Here is a 19,048-nt window from a genome sequence, read left to right as displayed (position 1 = left end):
CTCCTATTTAAATTGTGATAAAAAACGCAAATCGTTTTCGAATAATAATCGTAAATCATTAATCCCATATCTGATCATGGTAATCCGGTCGAGGCCCATACCAAAAGCAAAACCACTGTATACTTCCGGGTCAATCCCGCAAAGCCTCAGAACATTGGGGTGTACCATGCCACATCCCAGGATTTCGATCCAGCCGGTGTTACTGCATACCCTGCAGCCAGCGCCCCCGCATTTAAAACACGTCACATCCATTTCAGCACTTGGCTCAGTGAAATAAAATTGATGCGGTCTGAATCTTGTTTTTGTCTGTTCACCGAATAATTTTTTGGCAAACATATCCATGGTTCCTTTCAGATCACTCATGGTAATGCCTTTATCAATCACAAGGCCTTCCATTTGATGAAAAACCGGCGAATGTGTGGCATCAATAGCGTCTGAACGATATACTCTTCCAGGAGAAATAATACGTAGTGGAGGCTTTTGATTTTCCATTACCCGTACCTGAACCGGTGAGGTTTGTGTTCTCAGAACAATGTCATCCTCATAATAAAAAGTATCCTGGAGATCCCGGGCAGAATGATCCAGAGGGACATTCAGAAAGTCAAAATTATATTTTGCCCATTCAATTTCCGGTCCTTCGGCAATCGAAAAGCCCATTCCCAGGAAAATTTCTTTAAGTTCATTGATGGTAGTGGTTAACGGATGCAGTTGCCCTGCCAAATGTTTTTTCCCGGGCAGAGAAACGTCAATCCCTTCTTTTTTGATCCGAGCATCGATTTCTTTTTTTTCAAGGACCTGCTTTTGATGAGACAAGGCCTTTTCAATTTCTTCTCGGACTTCGTTTCCTAATTTTCCAATAATAGGGCGTTCTTCCTTGGAAAGTTTTCCCATACCTTTTAAAGCAATGGTAAGGGCACCCTTTTTACCCAAATATTTTATTCTGACATTATCCAGGATTTTCAATTCATTAACATCATTAAGGTCAGCTAAGCATTGATCTCTTAATTGGTTAAGTTCTAATTCCATTTGTTTCTCCTTATTTTTAAATATAAAAAAACGCCCTTAAAAAGGACGAAATAATTCCGCGGTACCACCTAAATTAATACAAATTTGTATTCGCTTAAAATTTTAACGCAATTAACGTTAATTGCTAGACAACCTAAAGTGGTTTCACAATTAAAACTCCGGAGTGAACTTCAATAAATTCAAACATAAAATCTTTCAGCCAAGGATTTTTTCTCTATAATGTCAGATTTTTATTTACTTGCTCTTTCATGGTTTTTACTTTATTTAATTTAAAACATTCTCTCGAAGGATATCGTATAAAATAATCCCAGCAGCAGTGGAAACATTCAGGGATTCTGCATTTCCCAGAATCGGTATTTTTAAAAGGATATCACATAGCTGAGCCATTTCATGAGACATGCCTTGGGATTCATTACCCATGACAATTCCAAAAGGTGGTTCTATGGGTTGTCGTTGCCATAAATCTTCTCCCTCAAGGGAGGTTCCAATGATTTTAACCTTTTTATTTTTTAGAGCTTTCGCATACTCTGTTAATGAGTCAACCTGAAGAACCGGAATATGAAAAACTGATCCCATGGATCCGCGCAGGACCTTTTCATTGTAAATATCCGCAGTTTTCCTGGAAGTAATCACACAATCAATGCCGGCCGCATCCGCTGTTCTAATAATCGTTCCAACATTAAAAGGGTCCTGGACATCATCAAGAAGAACATATTTCATAAAATCGGATGGCTCAAATTCAATTTTATTTGCAATACAAATAATGCCTTCAGATTGTTGCATGGTTGAAATTGAATTAAAAATTTCATCCATAACCACGACAATTGAGATACCAATTGCATTTAATAACGCAATTGAATCTTGAATACTTTCGTTTTGAGAGTCAAACCACTTTTCAGTAATGAAGATCTGTCTGAAAATCATTTGACTATGGAATGCTTCTGAAAAAAGCTTGGTTCCTTCAATGGAAAAAACATTTTCACTATCTCTGAATGGCTTATTTCCAAGTTTACGAAGATATTTTAATTTTTCATTATTACGAGATGTAATGACAGGGTGTTCTTCAAAATTAATGATCTTTTTTAGACAATTTATTGATTCCATTGATTGATTTATTTTCTCCCATAACAATAAGCTTGTCACCATGGTTAATTACATTTGAAGCAAGTGGTGACGCATTCAAAACATCCAGGGTCCGAATGGCGATGACATTTAAGCCATAGTCTGATCTTAGATCAAGCTCTTCAAGGGTTTTTCCTTCCCAGGCATGCAGGATTTCAACTTCGACAATGGAATGATTGGTGTCAAGTTCTAAAATATCAATAAAATCCCCGGAAAAAAGATTATGAGCCACACGTTCGCCCATATCACGCTCTGGAGAAAAGACTTTTTTTACGCCTAATTTTAAAAGGACTTTTTCATGTTGAGCATTATTAGCTTTCCCATAAATTTCATTGATTCCAAGTTCCTGTGCATTAACAATTCCCATAATACTGCTGTTAATATCTGAAGTAATTGAAACCACAACCGCATCAACATTTTTCAGACCAATGGATTTCAAGGCATTAATGTCTGAAACATCTGCCTGGACAGCATAGGTTACCAAATTTGCAATATTTTGGATCTTATCTGCGTCCTTGTCGACAACAATAACATTACAACCCAATTCACTGAGAGTAATGGCAAGTGCTTCACCAAAACGACCTAAACCCAGAACTGCAAACTGTTTTTCTTTCAATTATTATTCCTCCTCTAGCCAATCATAATATTACCTTCAGGTAATTTAAAGTTTCCTACATTTTCACGTGAACGTTTTTCACTTTGAGTGATTGCGTAGGCTATGGTTAGAGGTCCTAATCGGCCAACAAACATAGTAATACTAATGGCTATTTTTCCTCCAATTGATAAGTCAGGGGTCAATCCCATTGATAATCCAACGGTTCCAAAAGCCGACAACACTTCAAAAACGACCCTTTCAAAAGCAACTCCAGGCTCTGTACATAATAACACAAAGATCATTAGAATAACAAGTCCTGTAGCAATAACTAAAATTGAAATAGCACGGCGAATAAGAGGACCTATGATAGTGCGTTTAAATGCCACAACATCTTTCTTACCGAGAAGAACGGAAACGACTGTCAATACAATAATTCCCAGTGTGGTAGTTTTAACACCACCACCGGTTGATCCGGGAGATGCACCGACAAACATCAGTAACATAGTTAAAAATATGGATGGCGTGGTTAACGCAGCGATGTCTATGGTATTGCTACCGGCGGTTCTTGGTGTAACCGATTGGAAAAAAGAAGCTAAAAACTTTCCATGAAGGGATAGATTTCCCATGGTTTTAGGATTATTGAATTCAAAAATAAAAAAGAAAATAAAGCCAATGGCCAATAATAATGCGGTAATCGTCAGGACAAGTTTTGAATGCATACTCATCTTTTTAAATTTACGAACAAAAATCAGGTCACTGGTAACAGCGAACCCTAAACCACCTAAAATAATCATTGCACAAATCGCAAAATTCACGATATAATTATCAACATATTTTGTTAAACTTGAATAATTGCCAAATAAGTCAAAACCAGCATTACAAAAAGAAGAAATGGCATGGAAAAGACTATAACCTGTGCCAGTTGAAAACCCATATTCAGGAATAAAAACAATGGCTAAAAGCAAAGCCCCAACGGCTTCTATAACAAAAGATGAAATAAAAATATACTTTGCAAATTTTACGATACCTGAAAGGGAATCCGTATTAACAGATGATTGGATCAATAAACGATTCCTTATGTTGATCTTCTTTCCTGCCAAAACAAAAAACATGGTTGCAAATGACATGAAACCCAAACCACCGATTTGTATCAAACAAATAATGACAACCTGACCAAAAATACTCCAGTAGGTTCCGGTATCCACAACAACTAAGCCTGTCACGCAAACGGCTGAGGTTGATGTGAAAAGCGCATTAATAAAACTTGCACTTTCACCTGATTGAGTTGCAATTGGAAGTGTCAGTATGGATGCTCCAAAAAGAATAACAACAGCAAACCCGGAAATTAATATTTCTGTCGGTGACCGATGAATCAAAAAGTGATTAAACTTCCGTCGTGTTTTTTCTACCATTCCCTGTTCTCCACTGAATATATATTTACTAATCATACATATTCTAACACGCTAAATAAAAAAAGCAATAACAATATAAAATAAAAAAAACTTCCCAAATTTGGACTATCTTTTGAGAAGTTTTTTTGAAATTATTAGTTAATGTTTTTCTTTGATACTTCAACTAAATCTTTAAAAGCATTAATATCATTCATCGCTAAATCGGCTAAGATTTTACGATCAATTTCTACACCTGCTTGTTTTAAACCAAACATAAATTTGCTGTAACTTAGGTCGAACATTCTTGTACCGGCATTAATTCGAGTAATCCAAAGCCTTCTGAAATTTCTTTTCTTTTCTTTACGGCCTATATATGAAGATCGTTGTGCTCGCATAACAGCTTCATTGGCTGTTCTAAATAACTTGCTTCTGGCACCATAATAGCCTTTAGCAAGTTTAAGTATTTTCTTATGTTTCTTTTTGGCATTGACGCCTTTTTTAATTCGCATTATTAATTCCTCCTATCTTCAAAATTACTTACAAAGCATTTTCTTAACAACCTTAGCGTCACCAGGTGCTAAACCTGTGGCTTGTCTAAGACTTCTTTTTCTCTTACGGCTTTTTTTATTGAGAATATGGCTTTTGCCAGCCTTAAATCGTTTGATTACACCTGACTTTTTTATTTTAAAACGCTTTGCAGCTCCGCGATGGGTTTTCATCTTTGGCATAACTATTTCCTCCTCCCTGTACAATGAATATTTTATAATTAACTATATCCGAGAAATCTAGGTTAAATGTATTCAAACTCATTCACAACAGATATACTGAATTAACAATTAGAACTTTACTTATCTTTTTTGGGGGCCAGATACATGACCATGTTTCTTCCTTCAAGCTTAGGTGATTTTTCAACCACGGCTAAATCGGTAACACGTTCAGCAAATTTCAACAATACTTCTTTGCCTTGTTCAGTGTATGCCATTTCACGGCCTCTGAATCGGATCGCTACTTTAACACGGTTACCTTGTTCCAGGAATTTGATGCAATTTTTAATTTTTACATTGATATCATGTTCTTCAACTCGAACTGACATACGAATTTCTTTAATAACCACAGCCTTTTGATTTTTCTTAGCTTCTTTTAAACGTTGAATTTCTTCATAGCGAAACTTTCCGTAGTCAAGAATCTTACAAACCGGTGGTTTGGCATTAGGCGAAACTTTAACTAAATCCAGATTCTTTTCGTCAGCTAATTGTTGAGCATCTTTTGTATTCATAACTCCCAACATTTCGCCGGCCTCATCAATTACACGTATTTCGCGATCACGGATCTCATTGTTAATTTCGTGTTGAACATCTTTGCTAATAATATTATACCTCCATATAAAAAAATTGCAGGTAGAAAACTCCACCTGCAAAAAATACTCACGAACATTGTTCATTAAATATTTACCTATCTCCATAAGAAATGAGGTGAGAAGTGTGTTGCCTCTACTTTGTTACTCAACTATTATACATCCTCGTTGTTCGCTTGTCAACTGTTATTTATTAATCCAGGGTCAATGATTTAGTCTTGATTTTTTCAATGAGTTTTTCTTTTAAATCGTCTAAGCTGATAAGACCTGCGTCACCGGTATCTCTGATGCGCAGGGCAAGATCCCCACCTTCGGCTTCTTTATCCCCGACAACCAGCATATAAGGTATTTTTTGCATTTGAGCATCACGTATGCGGTAACCTAATTTTTCATCACGATAATCACAGCTGGCTCGAACACCGATTTCCTGTAATACATTGGCAATGCTTTGGGCAAAATCATGATGGACATCGGCCACTGGAATAACCATGACTTGTACCGGAGCCAGCCATACAGGGAATTTGCCTCCAAAATGCTCAATCAGAATGCCAAAGAAACGTTCAATACTCCCTAAAATGGTACGATGAATAATGGCAGGACGATGTTTTTCCCCGTCAGAGCCAATATAATTCAAGTCAAAGAGTTCCGGCATTTGGAAATCTAACTGAATGGTGCCACATTGCCAGGTACGTCCCAGACTATCTTCCAGATGGAAGTCAATTTTCGGACCATAAAATGCGCCATCTCCGGGATTCAAACGATAATCAATGCCTTTTGTCACTAAAGCATCACGCAAGGCTTCTGTGGCTGTTTCCCATACTTCATCGGAACCAATGGAATTTTCGGGTTTTGTGGACAATTCAACACGATAATTAAATCCGAATATCTTGTAGACATCATCAGCAAGATCGATGACCTTAATGACTTCTTCTTTGATCTGATCGGGTGTCATAAAAATATGCGCGTCATCCTGGGTGAAATTACGAACCCGCATCAGCCCGTGCAGTGCCCCATGGAGTTCATGGCGATGGACTGAGCCTAATTCACCCATGCGTAGCGGTAAATCGCGGTAGGAATGCCCCTTGCGCTTGTAAATAAGCATACCTCCGGGACAGTTCATCGGCTTAATGGCATATTCACAGTCATCAATTTCAGTGAAATACATATTTTCTTTATAATGATCCCAATGTCCAGAGCGTTTCCAAAGCTCGGAATTAAGCATCATCGGGGTTCTTATTTCCTCATAACCCCGACGGCTATGTTCTTCCCGCCAGAAGTTTTCAAGCTCATTTCGAATAATCATGCCCTTAGGATGGAAGAATGGAAACCCCGGACCTTCTTCATGCAATGAGAATAAATCCAACTCTTTTCCAAGCTTACGATGATCTCTTTTTTTAGCTTCTTCCAGGAGCTCTAAATATTCTGTTAACTGGCTTTTTTTAGGAAAAGTAATTCCATAAATACGTTGGAGCATTTTATTTTTTTCGTCCCCATGCCAATAGGCGCCAGCCAGACTCAATAGTTTAATGGCCTTGATAGGGCTCAGGTCGTTTATGTGGGGTCCCGCACAAAGATCAGAGAATTCTCCCTGGGTATAAAAACTGATAATGGCATCTTCCGGAAGGTTTTCAATGAGTTCTTCCTTATATATCTCACCCTCTTGTTTAACCTTGGTTAAGGCATCAGCACGGCTCATTTCAGAGCGTACAATGACCAGGCCCTCTTTGACTATTTTAGCCATTTCTTTTTCAATTTTTTCCATAATTTCAGGTGTGATAATCACATCCATGTCAATATCATAGTAGAAGCCACGATCAATGGCAGGTCCAATGGCAAGCTGTGCCTGGGGATAGAGGCGCTTTACCGCCTGGGCCAGTAAGTGAGAACCGGTATGCCAAAAAGCATGTTTTCCGCCTTCATCATCAAATTTAAGAAGATTGAGGGTTGAATTTTCTAAAATCGGTTGGCGGATATCCACCAGGTTTCCGTTGAGTTCTCCGGCCAAGGTGACTTTTGCCAAACCGGTGCTAATATCTTTTGCAACGTCTAATACAGTAATGCCTGGTTCATAGGACTTTACAGTCCCATCTTTCAGTGTAATATCAATCATTGTGTTCTCCTTTAAATAATTTTAAACAAAAAAAGTCCCTTTGTAAAAACAAAGGGACGACTATACGCGTTTCCACCCAATTTGATCCATGATATGATAATGAATCCACTTAAGTTCTGTATAACGGTCAGCGCCGAAGAGCCCTACTTATTTCAGGCCTTAACTCCAAGGGGGTTTTCAATTATTTTTTCTATAAGCAATCACAGCCAAGTTGCTTAATCTCTGGCAAACTTTAATAATTTACTCGTCCTTATCATCATCTTTTTCTATTAGAACCAGTATAACCTTTAAATAATAAAGAATCAATACTTTTTAGAGAAATTCCATTGAATTCCTACTGAATGGGAAGTGACTTGCCCTGATAAAAAATGACCAGGTAGCTAATCTGATGATCATCACTTATTTGCCCAAAGACAGTAGAAATTAAAGAACTTGAAAACCTCTGGATCTTCACCTGGGTATAAATCTTCTTAGGAGCCAGGGTTTTAAAATCAGGACAATACTTTAAGACATTGTCTGCATCTTTTAGAAAGTCGAAAATCCATTCTTTTTCCGGCGACGTATTTTCAAAGAAATGCGGAAGATGGCCTGTGCCAAGGCACAGATAGTCAAATTTAACTGATTCCGCAAGCATGCTCTTATCATCTAAGCCTTCTAAAAAATCAAGGAATATTTCATAAAGCTGTTCTTTGGATTTCCCCATGTCATAATAACCCCGGGTGGTCCAATAATCTGAAAACTGTTCGAAAAAATCAAAAGCTGATTTAAAGAAATTCATTTCAAAGAGATAACTCAGTGACTGCTTAAATCCACCGCTGTTAAAATAGCGGTCAACCAGAATCTCAATATTTCGAAGTCGATAAAGCTCAGAACTTGAAATATAAGCATTTGAAATAATTTCATAGGGTGGAAAGCTCATATAGTAATAGTCGTGAGCCTCCCCTTCGCTGCGAATGCGGGTTCCCTTCAGACACTTGAGAAACCCTAATTGAAGCATGTCCGGCTTCAATGCGATGATCCGGTTAAAAGATGTTTTAAATACCTCATAGGTCTCATAGGGCAGGCCGGCAATGAGATCCAGATGAATGTGGATATTTTTTTCATCCAGTATTTTTTTAACATTCACTTCCAATTGAGAGAGATTGGTTTGTCGGCCAATGGCTTTCAAGGTGGTTAAATCCGTGCTTTGAACTCCGATTTCAAACTGAATCAAACCGGGTTGCGCTTTTTTAAGCAAATCAATGAGTTCATCATCCAACTGATCACCGGTCATTTCAAAATGAAAATTAGTTTTTCCACCAGCTTCAATGATATGATTAAAAATGGCTTTGGCCCGATTAATATCAAAATTAAAGGTTCGATCAACTAACTTCACCTGTTTCATTCCCCCAGCCATAAAGAAATCCAGATCTTTAAAAACCTGTTCTAAAGCTTTGGTTCGTACCCCCTGACCCGTAGAAGAGAGGCAGTAAGAACAATGGTAAGGACAGCCGCGCATGGTTTCATAATAAATGATTTTATCTTTAAGACTGAGCAATTCATTCTGTGAGTAAGGGAAATTCAGTTTATCTAAATCCATGGTCTGTTCAGAAGGGCCATGGGCAATCCCACAATCCATTGTTCTAAACCAGAGTCCGGGAGTATCTTTAAAAGCCTTTGGATCATGCTTTGAGTCTAAAAGCATTTCCAGGGATGTCTCCCCTTCGCCTGTAATAATAAAATCAATGAAGCCATGTGTTTTTAATAATTCATCCGGGTCAAAACTCACCTCAGGTCCGCCTAGAATAATTTTGGCTTCAGGCCGGGATTTTTTAAGGATTTCAGCTATCTTAAGCACCAATTCCATATTCCAGATATAACAGGAAAAGCCAAAGGTTAAACACGAACTTACCAGACAATGCTCTGCCATACGGTGGATGGAATCGTTAATGGAGACTTCAGTAATCCCAACGTCATAGCTACAGAGCTGGGCTTTCAGAGACCGCACAGCCAGGTTGGTATGAATATACTTTGCATTAATAGCAACCAAAACAAGATCTTTCATAAGAACCTCCAAAATAAAAAATGGGATGTCCTGGGACATCCTTCAAACGGAAACAAGCTCTCGTGTTGTTATAATCCAAACGTATTGGTATAACCCCCGTAGGGCGGGTAGTACCCGCCCGAAACGTCATGGGAAACCCAACATTTGTATTAAACCTCAACGTTTGCGGGCGATTAATAGTTGGTCTACAGCAAATGTGGATGCAAAGACAGCGAATGTGAAAACAAGCGATGTGTGCGGAAACAATCCCCCCACAACAACGCACTAAACGTTAAATCTGAAAAAGGTAACATCTCCATCAACCATAACGTAGTCCTTGCCTTCGATACGGGTAACCCCGGATTCTTTGGCTTTAACATCCGAGCCGGCTTCAATCAACTGATCGTAGCTGGTAATTTCTGCCCGGATAAAACCACGTTCAATATCACTGTGAATTTTTCCGGCGGCCTGAGGGGCCTTGGTTCCGGCAGTCACAGTCCAGGCACGACATTCATCAGGTCCGGCGGTTAAAAAGGTCACAAGGCCTAAAAGTTTATAGCCTACACTGATGACCTGATCCAGCCCTGAGGCTTCCAACCCTAAATCTGCTAAAAATTCTGCTTTTTCTTCATCATCAAACTGGGCAATTTCTTCTTCGATTTTTGCGGATATTTTAATAATATCCTTATGATTCCCAGAATAGTTTTCAAAAATAGCAGTTTTAAGCCGGGTCACCATTTCATTATCTTCATGAAGATCTTCCTCGGCGACATTGGCAATGTAAAGCACCGGTTTGATGGATATTAATTGTATGGTATTGATGAATTCCCATTCTTCAGGGGTAAAATCATCATCATTTGGCATTTTACCACCTTCGAGAAGTTCTCGAAGGCGGGTGGCAATTTCAACATTTGTTTTTTCCTGGACATTTGTTTTAGCCAGTTTTTTGTTTTTTTCAATCCGACGATCCAGCATTTCCAGATCAGCGAAAATAAGTTCAAGGTTAATGGTTTCAAGATCATCAATGGGATCAATCTTACCTTCAACATGAACCACATTTTCATCTTCAAAGCAACGTACCACATGAACAATGGCATCCACTTCCCGGATATGGGACAAAAATTTATTCCCAAGACCTTCCCCTTTACTTGCCCCTCTGACAAGACCGGCAATATCCACAAATTCAATGGTTGTTGGAACCACCTTTTTTGAGGTATACATTTTATCCAAAACTGCTAATCGGGGATCAGGAACCGAAACGATTCCAATATTTGGGTCGATGGTGCAAAAGGGATAGTTGGCAGATTCTGCTCCAGCTTTTGTGAGTGCGTTAAAAATAGTGCTTTTTCCTACGTTGGGCAGGCCGACGATTCCAATTTTCATATATTTCCTCTTTCTTTAACTAAATTCTTTATTTTACAGTGGTAGTTGGCAGGCCGGTTATGGCATTGGCAGTAAACCAGGTAATAGCAAAAGTAATCCCTGCGGATATCACTTCCAGTCCAATAACAGGTATTGCGGTTTTCCGATAGGAAACACCATAAACCACACTCAGCCCGATAATGGTAATGATAAGCTGCCAGATATTAAAGATACTGAATACACCGGCTAATAAAGTGACCCAATCAAATTGGGAAACAGTTATAGGATCTATGGTTTGTGGAAACAGAAGGTTAATAATGCCCTGGAATATTTTTGGAAAATACCCGATGCCCACAACATAAACCCCTGATTTAAACGTTCCGGTTCCCTTCATTTTCTTTAAAATAAAGTGGAAAATACCAGCCTTTACAACCACGGCGATTCCTAATCCAATGATGCCTGAAAAAATCCCCGCGCCAATGGCTAAGGCCTGAAGGCCGGCTGCCTGATCTGCAGGAAGTTCCATACCGGATAGAACATTCCCGGCTCTAAAGCCGCTGATAATACCAATGGTCACAAGAATAACAATGGGAATGATGAGAGATGTTTTTTCTTTTTCTTTGATTTGTGTAAAATATTTAACGGGATGAATGAAAAGATTGATAAAATTCATAATAACTCCATTTCTATTATTCACTTCGAATTGCATCCAATGAGCTTAAATTCGCCGCTTTAATGGCTGGACGAACGCCAGATAAAAGCCCGACAAGGGCTGAGAACAACAATGCAAAAATAACCAGACCAGGAGTGATATAAGAAATAGTTGCACTTCCTCCGGTGATAAAAAAGCCGGCAACGAAGTTAATTAACAGCGAAAGCAGAAAGCTGATGATCACCCCTACTATTCCGCCGATTAGCCCAATCATAGTTGATTCGGCAATAAACATATTTCGGATATCAGAAATGGAAGCCCCAATGACCTTCATAATGCCTATTTCTTTGGTCCGCTCATAAATCGACATGGTCATGGTATTGATAATACCAATACAGGCAACCAGAAGCGCCACCCCGCCGATTCCGCCAAGAAGAATTTGCAACATCTGGAACACACTTCCCATAGAATCCAATATTTGCTGCATTGAAAATACGGTGAAATCCAGGGCTTCAACTTCCGAGGTCACCCCATTAACCACACTGGAATCTTCAACAGTTACCAAAGCTTCAGAATAGCCTTGCTTATCAATGTTCACAGGCTTTCCGGTTTGCCATTCATTTAAATCAGTGACTAAGTTATAATCCATAATAATTGCATAATCTTCTGAGCCCCCGGTGGATTCTAAAACACCGGATACTTTTACTTTTTCATTGCGGATTTCTTCTTCGCCGGTAGCACCGATGCGTTTGATCACCAAATTAATATTTTTTCCAATGAGATCTTCAGGCTTTGCTGTAACTGCCTGAGCTTGGGGTCCGCTGGATGTAAACTTATAGGAAGCAAGGACTTCTTTTCCAAGAATTACCGAAGTTTTATCATTGGCATTTGGTTTTTTACCACTGGAAGTTTCATAACGCATTTCCTTAAGAACGTCATAATCCACGCCCATAAGAGAAACCGAATAAGGTTCACGATCAACTTCAATTTCGGCTCCACTGAGATTAACCACAGGGGTCACTGCCACCACACCATCAATTTTTTTAAAATCTTTAATGGCATCGTCGTTGAGTATGACTTTATCCTGAGTTTTTCCACCGGCAAGTTCAGTCATACCCATTGAAGAAAGATCAGAATAGACTTGAAGGGTGGTAATCGAACCAATCCCGGAAAGCTCACTGGTAATGCTTCGTTGGGCACCATTACCAATGGAAACCATGACAATAATCGAGGAAGTTCCAATGACAACACCAATAATGGTGAGAATGGTACGAAACTTCATTCGCCAAAGATTCTCCCAGGATAAACGAATGAGTTCCCGTTTATTCACTGCATCACCTCACTACGCGCCGATTCCAAACAAAATCTTCAGAAATTGCTGGAATATGTTGTCATCCGCCTTTGCCGTTGCGTTGGTTTTATCTTCAGGAACAACAAGGGTAATGTTTTTTTGGATAGACCGTTCATTGTTAAAGCTATCCAGGTATTTAAGAGTGATGATTCCCGGATATTCTCCGGGTTTGTCAGTCGTTACTGCTGTGACAAAATTATCGTTATCATCTTTTTCAAATGTTCCATAGTATTGGTAATTTGGAGCAAAAGTTAGTCCTTCTCCCGCAATGCTTATTTGAACTCCTCGTACGGGGTTGGCTCCGAAATTTGCGATTTCAAATTCAAACTGATTATCAGCCTTTTCATTGGATCCAATGGTATAGCGATCCGGTGCGACAATGGACATAGAATTACTTTCATTCACAAAAACACCAACGGTTTCCGGAAATTCGAATCCGGTTCCCCCACTATTTTCACAATAAAGATTAAGGTTAAGATTATAATTTTTTGCTTCTGCAGTTGGTGATGCAACCATGGGAATTTCAATGGTCGCACTTTCTTCAGATAATATTTCATCAATGTAAAAATGACTGCCGCTGCCAACCATGGAAAACACACCAAGATCCGGAGCTCCAGCCAAAGAAAGGACATCCAGGGTGACATTATGGGCATCGTAATCACCATAATTCATAAGGGTCAGTGTCATTTTAAAATTCTTACCAGGAGAAACTGTTTCTGGAGAAAAGGTAACGGAACTGATTTGAAGAAGGGGTTGCTCCGGTGCTGCCAATACCCCGGGGATAATGCCAAAAAACAAAAGAAGGGTCAGAACAAGGGTTACTAATATGCCTTTAGTTTTCACTTAAAACTCCATTTCTTTTAAATTTATTATCGCTGATCTTCCCAGCGTTCAATAAGACCGTCACACATGTGTATGACCTTGGTACAATATTTTGCTGCCTCAGGATCATGGGTGACAATAACAAAGGTTTGATTATCCTTCCGGTTGAGGCGGGTAATCATTTCCATAATATCGGTACTGTTTTTTGAATCCAGATTTCCGGTTGGTTCATCCGCTAAAATAATTTCAGGATGATTCACCAGTGCCCGGGCAATGCTAACCCGTTGTTGTTCACCGCCTGAAAGCTCACTTGGCTTATGTTCTGTACGATCCAAAAGTCCGACAATGGAAAGGGCTTCTTTAGCCTTTTCGTTACGAATACCTTTAGGGACGCCGGCAAAGGTAAGGGTTAAGGCTACGTTTTCAATGGCTGTCATAGTGGAAATTAAATTATAAGATTGAAATATAAAGCCAAGGTGGTCTCTTCTGAAAAGACAAAGCTCATTTTCTGTCATTTCACTGATGTGAAAATCCTTTATGAACACATCACCAGAGGTGGGCGGAATAAGCCCGCCGAGAACGTTTAAAAAGGTGGATTTTCCAGACCCCGAAGGACCGAGAAGCGCCACCATTTCGCCTTGTTCAATGTTAAGGTTAATCCCTTTAAGGATGCTGATACTATTTTTACCTAATTTAAAATCCTTACGCAAGTTTTTTACTTCAATAAAAATTGAGATCTCCCCCTTTCAATCGGATTAAAACGAGAACCTATCGGCTGACAATGCCATCTTTCCAAAGTTCTTCCAGGTTATATAAACCACGTTCTTCCTCATGAAAGATATGAATAATAACATCATAATAGTCTAAGAGAATCCATCGGCCTTCTCTTTGTCCTTCAACGCCTTTAGGGAATATTTCCAGTAATTTAGCTTCATCTTCGATATTATCAGCAATGGCCTTGACTTGACGTTCTGAGCTACCGCTGGCAATAACAAAATAATTGGCAATGCTTGTCAGCTCTGTGACGTTTATGCTTTGGATATCAGTTCCATTTTTAGCTTCAATCCAACCTTCAACTTTTTTTACAAATTCTTCAGGATTAATAATAATCACCTGCTTTCTTTTCTATTTTTTTTTAGTTCTTTGATAATTAAGTCATTTCTTGCATCAATCGTCCGCGTATGAATAAGACCGTTAATAAGAGCAACATGACGAATGGTATTTGTAAGAGCCAGTATGACGGCTTTATCCAAGTCTTCAAAGGCTGCAATCCTCAGCTCATCCACTCCAGGATAGGTTCGGCCTGATTCAATAAAATCCGCCAGATAAATAATCTTTTCCAGCTTTGACATATTTTTGCGACCGGTGGTATGATTTTGAATGGCATTGAGTACTTGTTTATCCGTTACACCGTAAGTGCTTTTGGCTACAAGAACCCCTACAGGTCCATGCAGAAGCTGTGGCTCCAGTCGAGTGACAGGATCTATTTTCAACCCTTGTGCCTCAGCATACTCAATGAGCTGCGCATCAGAAAAGTTTTTTGCGCAATCATGCAACAATGCTGCAAGGGAAGCCTTATCAACATTGGCATGGTACCTCAGTGCCAGACTCTCTGCGACTTTAACGACATTCAGGGTATGCTTATAACGATTTTTCGTCAATGCTTTTTTTAATTTTAAATCGATTGTATGTTTATTCATTATTCGCTCTCTGTTTTTGTGTTTGGAAGATATAATTTTTCTTTATAAATATATTCCTCAACGGCTTTAGGCAGTAAATACCGAATGGAATATCCATTTTTGACCCGGGATCGAATTTCCGAGGATGTAATGTCCATTTCTGAAGTATATAATTTATATATTGAAGCATCATAAATTTCCTGGAGCTCTTCGATTCTGGTGTCCAATTTTTCATGGCTATAACCTGGCCGAAAAGTCGTAATGAATTTTACCGACTTTAATAGCTCAGGAGCGCCCTTCCAAAGTGTAATTTCAAACATAAGATCCGCGCCGGTAATAAAATAAAAATCACTATTTGGAAAACTTTTTTTAATTTCCTCAATGGTATCAATGGTATAAGTAATGCCTGTTTGATCAATCTCATGGGTCATCACCTCAAAATAGGGATTATTTTTAATGGCCAATTCGACCATATTAAGACGATGCTCCCGGGAAATGTCATCGAGAGAAATTTTAAAAGGGTTATTCCCGGTTGGAATAAATAAAACTCTGTCCAGTTCATATTGATCCCGGGCTGACTCTGCCAGAAGCAGGTGACCGGTGTGTATGGGATTAAAACTCCCACCAAAGAGACCGATTTTTTCCTTCATCTCAACCCTTTACTTTATTTAATCCTCAAACTTAATTGGAGTACCCAAGCTTCGTTTCTTGACTCTTTTAATCACTTTTTTGTTTTTTGAGGGTACTTCAATTTTAGTTTTTAATAAGTTTTTCTTATATAAAATAAACTTATTTCCAATGGTACATACAATGTCTGATTTTGTGGAAGCTGCTAATTCCCGGGCAACATCATTCACATCTGCCAATGAATTATTTTGTACTTTTCCTTTAACGAGTTCCCGAGCAATAATGGCATCTCTGGTTTGAACAATAACCTGAGGTGTAACCCCATCCTTGCCGATAAAGATGATATCCGGAATTTCAATAGCAAGCTTTTTTAAAAAGCTTCTTTGTTTGCTTGTTAACATTTATTCTCTACTTTCTTTTGTGGTATTATAACATAAAACATGGCGTTGATCTATTTAAAATATTCAAATTCAACTTCATGTAATCGAACAAAATCGCCATCCTGAATGTTCATTGATTCAAGTTCAGTGAAGACCCCTTTATCTTTTAAAACACGTTGGAAGAATCCAATGGAATCAAGATCTTCAAAGTTAACCGAATTAATCAGACGTTCTAAAAATTCACCTTCAACTTCAAAAACCTCATCGATTTTTTCAATGGTAAATTGATTTTCTTTAAAATCAGGCGTATAAAGGGTTTCAGCCACGGGTTCAATATCAAAGATGGGTTCTACCTCACCAATTTCATCCAGAAGGAGTACGACGCGGCTCATCAATTTATCCAGTCCCAGTCCGGTAACGGCAGAAATAATAAAGACTTCGTATCCAAGGGCTTCAAGTTTCGTTTTTAACACGTCGACTTTATCCAGTTCAAGCATCAAATCGACTTTATTTAATGCAACGATTTGTACCCGTTGTGCCAATTTTTTATTATATTTTTCAAGTTCAACATTAATGGCAGTAAAATCTTCAAGTGGATCTCGACCTTCGCTGCCTGAAGCATCCAGGAGATGGATAAGAAGTTTGGTGCGTTCCACATGTCTTAGAAATTGATCCCCAAGGCCAGTGCCTTCATGGGCACCTTCAATGAGACCGGGAATATCTGCAATGACAAATGTTTTATAATCACGCCACTCAACCACACCGAGATTTGGAATAAGGGTAGTGAAATGGTAATTGGCAATTTTTGGTTTGGCTTTGGTAACAACAGAAAGCAGTGTTGACTTTCCAACGTTTGGAAAACCAATAAGGCCTACATCTGCCAGAAGCTTAAGCTCGAGAATAACTGTTTTTTCTTCTCCCTTAATACCCCCTTGGGCAAACCGAGGGGCTTGACGGGTTGGTGTAGCAAAGTCCATGTTTCCACGACCGCCGCGACCGCCATGAGCCACTGTGAATTTTTGACCATCTAAGGATAAATCACAAAGAACCTGTCCGGTTTCTTTATCTTTTATTATGGTTCCAACAGGAACCTTAATGATCAATTCACTGCCACTTTTTCCAGCAGATCGACCACCGAATCCATTTTCTCCGTTTTCTGCTTTGTGTTTTCTTTTATATTTAAATTCCATTAACGTACGATAGCCCTGATCAGCCATGAAGACAATACTGCCGCCATAACCACCATGACCACCATCAGGTCCGCCCATGGGAACGTATTTTTCCCGGCGGAAACTTACGCCACCATGGCCGCCGTTGCCTGCTATAAGAATAATCTCTGCTTTATCTACAAACATTATGTGTACCTCGCTTTTCTTAGATGATCTATCCTAATATAAACAAAAATAAAACCTCTTATCAGTCAGAAACTATAATAAGAGGTTTTATCAGATGTATTATTTTGTCACTGGAAAACTAAATGGCTTCCCGAGGATAAATACTCACTTGTTTTTTATCTCTGCCTTTTCGTTCGAAACGTACAACGCCGTCTTCTAAAGCGAATAAAGTATCATCGCTGCCTTTACCAACATTGGCTCCAGGATGAATCTTTGTTCCTCTTTGTCGAACGAGAATATTGCCGGCAAGAACGAACTGACCGTCTCCTCTTTTAGTACCAAGACGTTTAGCTTCACTGTCTCGACCATTTCTTGAACTACCAACCCCTTTTTTATGGGCAAATAGTTGAAGGTTCATTTTAAACATAACGCTCACCTCCTATTTTTTTTCTTCTTTTATTTGGATATAATCTCCGTAGGCTTCCTTGATCCCCTGGATTCCCAGTTGATAGGTTGCAATTAAAGTATCGGTTTTTATGCTTTCCAATTCGTTGGAGCTCTTTGGAATGATAAAATTTGTATAACCATCTTTTATTGTTTCACAAAGATCTTTGCGACCGACGATTTCCGTAAGGCCATTAAGAACGCTAATGGTTAAAACAGAAACGGCAGCACAAATAATATCTTCTCCTTCATTTGCAAAACCAGCATGTCCCGACACGGTTATTTCATTAATCTCATTGTTTCGCATAAAAAATTTAACTGAAATCATACAATGTCCTAAGCTTGAATACTTGTGATTTTAACTTTCATGAATGGTTGACGATGACCTTGTTTCTTACGGTAATCTTTTTTAGCTTTATACTTGTAAATAATAATTTTGGGTCCTTTGCCAACTAAAAGTATTTCAGCTTTTACAACAGCATTTTCAATCATTGGAGTTCCAATAATCATTTTACCGTCATTGTTAACAGCTAAAACATCAGTAAAAGAAATTTCTGTAACATTGTCTTCTTTGAAATTGATTTTTTCAATTTCAATCACATCATTTTCCTGAACACGGTATTGTTTACCACCTGTTTTAATAATTGCATACATATTCTACACCTCCTCATTCCAGACTCGCCACAAAAGGTGCTTTCGACTTAATACCTTTTATGCGCGGCTACATAACTCTATAAATGTTATCATGAAGAATGATCCTTGTCAATGAAAATAAA

General features: G+C 38.7%; 22 protein-coding genes and 3 other annotated features. All 22 genes read right to left on the bottom strand.

Features of this window, described 5'->3' with window-relative positions:
- Positions 1-3: 3 nt before the first annotated feature.
- The 22 genes from pheS to rplU all read right to left on the bottom strand — a co-directional run bounded on the left by pheS (position 4) and on the right by rplU (position 18,926).
- Positions 4-1,026, bottom strand: coding sequence for a phenylalanine--tRNA ligase subunit alpha (pheS, locus tag VIK44_RS06070; RefSeq protein WP_331552953.1), 1,023 nt, complete (start codon positions 1,024-1,026; stop codon positions 4-6).
- 38 nt (positions 1,027-1,064) lie between these two features.
- Positions 1,065-1,285 (bottom strand) — a binding site (T-box leader).
- Between the two features lie 5 nt (positions 1,286-1,290).
- Entirely contained in the window at positions 1,291-2,130 is an 840-nt protein-coding gene (locus VIK44_RS06065; RefSeq protein ID WP_331552952.1) for an RNA methyltransferase, read from the bottom strand.
- Positions 2,096-2,764 (bottom strand): TrkA family potassium uptake protein, encoded by a 669-nt coding sequence (locus VIK44_RS06060; protein ID WP_331552951.1) that lies wholly within the window; start codon positions 2,762-2,764, stop codon positions 2,096-2,098. The genes VIK44_RS06065 and VIK44_RS06060 overlap by 35 nt, the downstream gene beginning before the upstream one ends.
- Before the next feature lie 14 nt (positions 2,765-2,778).
- On the bottom strand, positions 2,779-4,155 hold the full coding sequence (locus VIK44_RS06055; protein WP_331552950.1) for a TrkH family potassium uptake protein: 1,377 nt from the start codon (positions 4,153-4,155) through the stop codon (positions 2,779-2,781).
- Positions 4,156-4,289: 134 nt separating this feature from the next.
- Complete coding sequence (rplT, locus tag VIK44_RS06050) at positions 4,290-4,646, bottom strand: 50S ribosomal protein L20 (RefSeq protein WP_331552971.1); 357 nt, start codon at positions 4,644-4,646, stop codon at positions 4,290-4,292.
- A gap of 21 nt (positions 4,647-4,667) precedes the next feature.
- Positions 4,668-4,862 carry a 50S ribosomal protein L35 gene (gene rpmI, locus VIK44_RS06045; RefSeq protein WP_331552949.1) on the bottom strand — a complete coding sequence of 65 codons (195 nt, stop codon included), beginning with the start codon at positions 4,860-4,862 and terminating at the stop codon, positions 4,668-4,670.
- Positions 4,863-4,978: 116 nt separating this feature from the next.
- Positions 4,979-5,575, bottom strand: coding sequence for a translation initiation factor IF-3 (infC, locus tag VIK44_RS06040; RefSeq protein WP_331552948.1), 597 nt, complete (start codon positions 5,573-5,575; stop codon positions 4,979-4,981).
- Positions 5,576-5,681: 106 nt separating this feature from the next.
- Positions 5,682-7,598, bottom strand: coding sequence for a threonine--tRNA ligase (gene thrS / locus VIK44_RS06035; protein WP_331552947.1), 1,917 nt, complete (start codon positions 7,596-7,598; stop codon positions 5,682-5,684).
- Positions 7,599-7,647: 49 nt separating this feature from the next.
- Positions 7,648-7,864: a binding site (T-box leader), on the bottom strand.
- 68 nt (positions 7,865-7,932) lie between these two features.
- A complete protein-coding gene (locus tag VIK44_RS06030; protein WP_331552946.1) occupies positions 7,933-9,642 on the bottom strand; it encodes a B12-binding domain-containing radical SAM protein in 1,710 nt (569 codons plus the stop codon).
- A gap of 264 nt (positions 9,643-9,906) precedes the next feature.
- Positions 9,907-11,004: a redox-regulated ATPase YchF gene (ychF, locus tag VIK44_RS06025; protein WP_331552945.1), complete on the bottom strand. Its 1,098-nt coding sequence runs from the start codon at positions 11,002-11,004 to the stop codon at positions 9,907-9,909.
- A gap of 28 nt (positions 11,005-11,032) precedes the next feature.
- A complete protein-coding gene (locus VIK44_RS06020) occupies positions 11,033-11,656 on the bottom strand; it encodes a Yip1 family protein (protein WP_331552944.1) in 624 nt (207 codons plus the stop codon).
- Between the two features lie 16 nt (positions 11,657-11,672).
- The gene (locus tag VIK44_RS06015; RefSeq protein ID WP_331552943.1) at positions 11,673-12,965 is read right to left on the bottom strand and encodes an ABC transporter permease; all 1,293 of its coding nucleotides are present in this window, start codon (positions 12,963-12,965) and stop codon (positions 11,673-11,675) included.
- Between the two features lie 12 nt (positions 12,966-12,977).
- On the bottom strand, positions 12,978-13,829 hold the full coding sequence (locus VIK44_RS06010) for a hypothetical protein (protein WP_331552942.1): 852 nt from the start codon (positions 13,827-13,829) through the stop codon (positions 12,978-12,980).
- A 26-nt stretch (positions 13,830-13,855) separates the two neighbouring features.
- Positions 13,856-14,539: an ABC transporter ATP-binding protein gene (locus tag VIK44_RS06005; protein WP_331552970.1), complete on the bottom strand. Its 684-nt coding sequence runs from the start codon at positions 14,537-14,539 to the stop codon at positions 13,856-13,858.
- A 37-nt stretch (positions 14,540-14,576) separates the two neighbouring features.
- Positions 14,577-14,921, bottom strand: a complete 345-nt coding sequence (gene rsfS, locus VIK44_RS06000) for a ribosome silencing factor (RefSeq protein ID WP_331552941.1) — start codon at positions 14,919-14,921, stop codon at positions 14,577-14,579.
- A complete protein-coding gene (gene yqeK, locus VIK44_RS05995) occupies positions 14,918-15,508 on the bottom strand; it encodes a bis(5'-nucleosyl)-tetraphosphatase (symmetrical) YqeK (RefSeq protein ID WP_331552940.1) in 591 nt (196 codons plus the stop codon). Before yqeK ends, rsfS begins: the two co-directional genes overlap by 4 nt.
- Entirely contained in the window at positions 15,508-16,137 is a 630-nt protein-coding gene (nadD, locus tag VIK44_RS05990; protein WP_331552939.1) for a nicotinate-nucleotide adenylyltransferase, read from the bottom strand. The genes yqeK and nadD overlap by 1 nt, the downstream gene beginning before the upstream one ends.
- Before the next feature lie 18 nt (positions 16,138-16,155).
- The gene (locus VIK44_RS05985) at positions 16,156-16,515 is read right to left on the bottom strand and encodes a YhbY family RNA-binding protein (protein ID WP_331552938.1); all 360 of its coding nucleotides are present in this window, start codon (positions 16,513-16,515) and stop codon (positions 16,156-16,158) included.
- 50 nt (positions 16,516-16,565) lie between these two features.
- Positions 16,566-17,849: a GTPase ObgE gene (gene obgE, locus VIK44_RS05980; RefSeq protein WP_331552937.1), complete on the bottom strand. Its 1,284-nt coding sequence runs from the start codon at positions 17,847-17,849 to the stop codon at positions 16,566-16,568.
- Between the two features lie 118 nt (positions 17,850-17,967).
- The gene (gene rpmA / locus VIK44_RS05975; RefSeq protein WP_331552936.1) at positions 17,968-18,255 is read right to left on the bottom strand and encodes a 50S ribosomal protein L27; all 288 of its coding nucleotides are present in this window, start codon (positions 18,253-18,255) and stop codon (positions 17,968-17,970) included.
- Positions 18,256-18,267: 12 nt separating this feature from the next.
- The gene (locus VIK44_RS05970; protein ID WP_331552935.1) at positions 18,268-18,600 is read right to left on the bottom strand and encodes a ribosomal-processing cysteine protease Prp; all 333 of its coding nucleotides are present in this window, start codon (positions 18,598-18,600) and stop codon (positions 18,268-18,270) included.
- 8 nt (positions 18,601-18,608) lie between these two features.
- The gene (gene rplU, locus VIK44_RS05965; protein ID WP_331552934.1) at positions 18,609-18,926 is read right to left on the bottom strand and encodes a 50S ribosomal protein L21; all 318 of its coding nucleotides are present in this window, start codon (positions 18,924-18,926) and stop codon (positions 18,609-18,611) included.
- A 10-nt stretch (positions 18,927-18,936) separates the two neighbouring features.
- Positions 18,937-19,005, bottom strand: a sequence feature (ribosomal protein L21 leader region).
- Positions 19,006-19,048 lie beyond the last annotated feature (43 nt).

Source organism: Acetobacterium sp. (genome assembly GCF_036508315.1).
Lineage (GTDB): Bacteria > Bacillota > Clostridia > Eubacteriales > Eubacteriaceae > Acetobacterium.
Note: the sequence above shows the minus strand (reverse complement) of the source record. Positions and strands in the feature narration are given on the sequence as shown.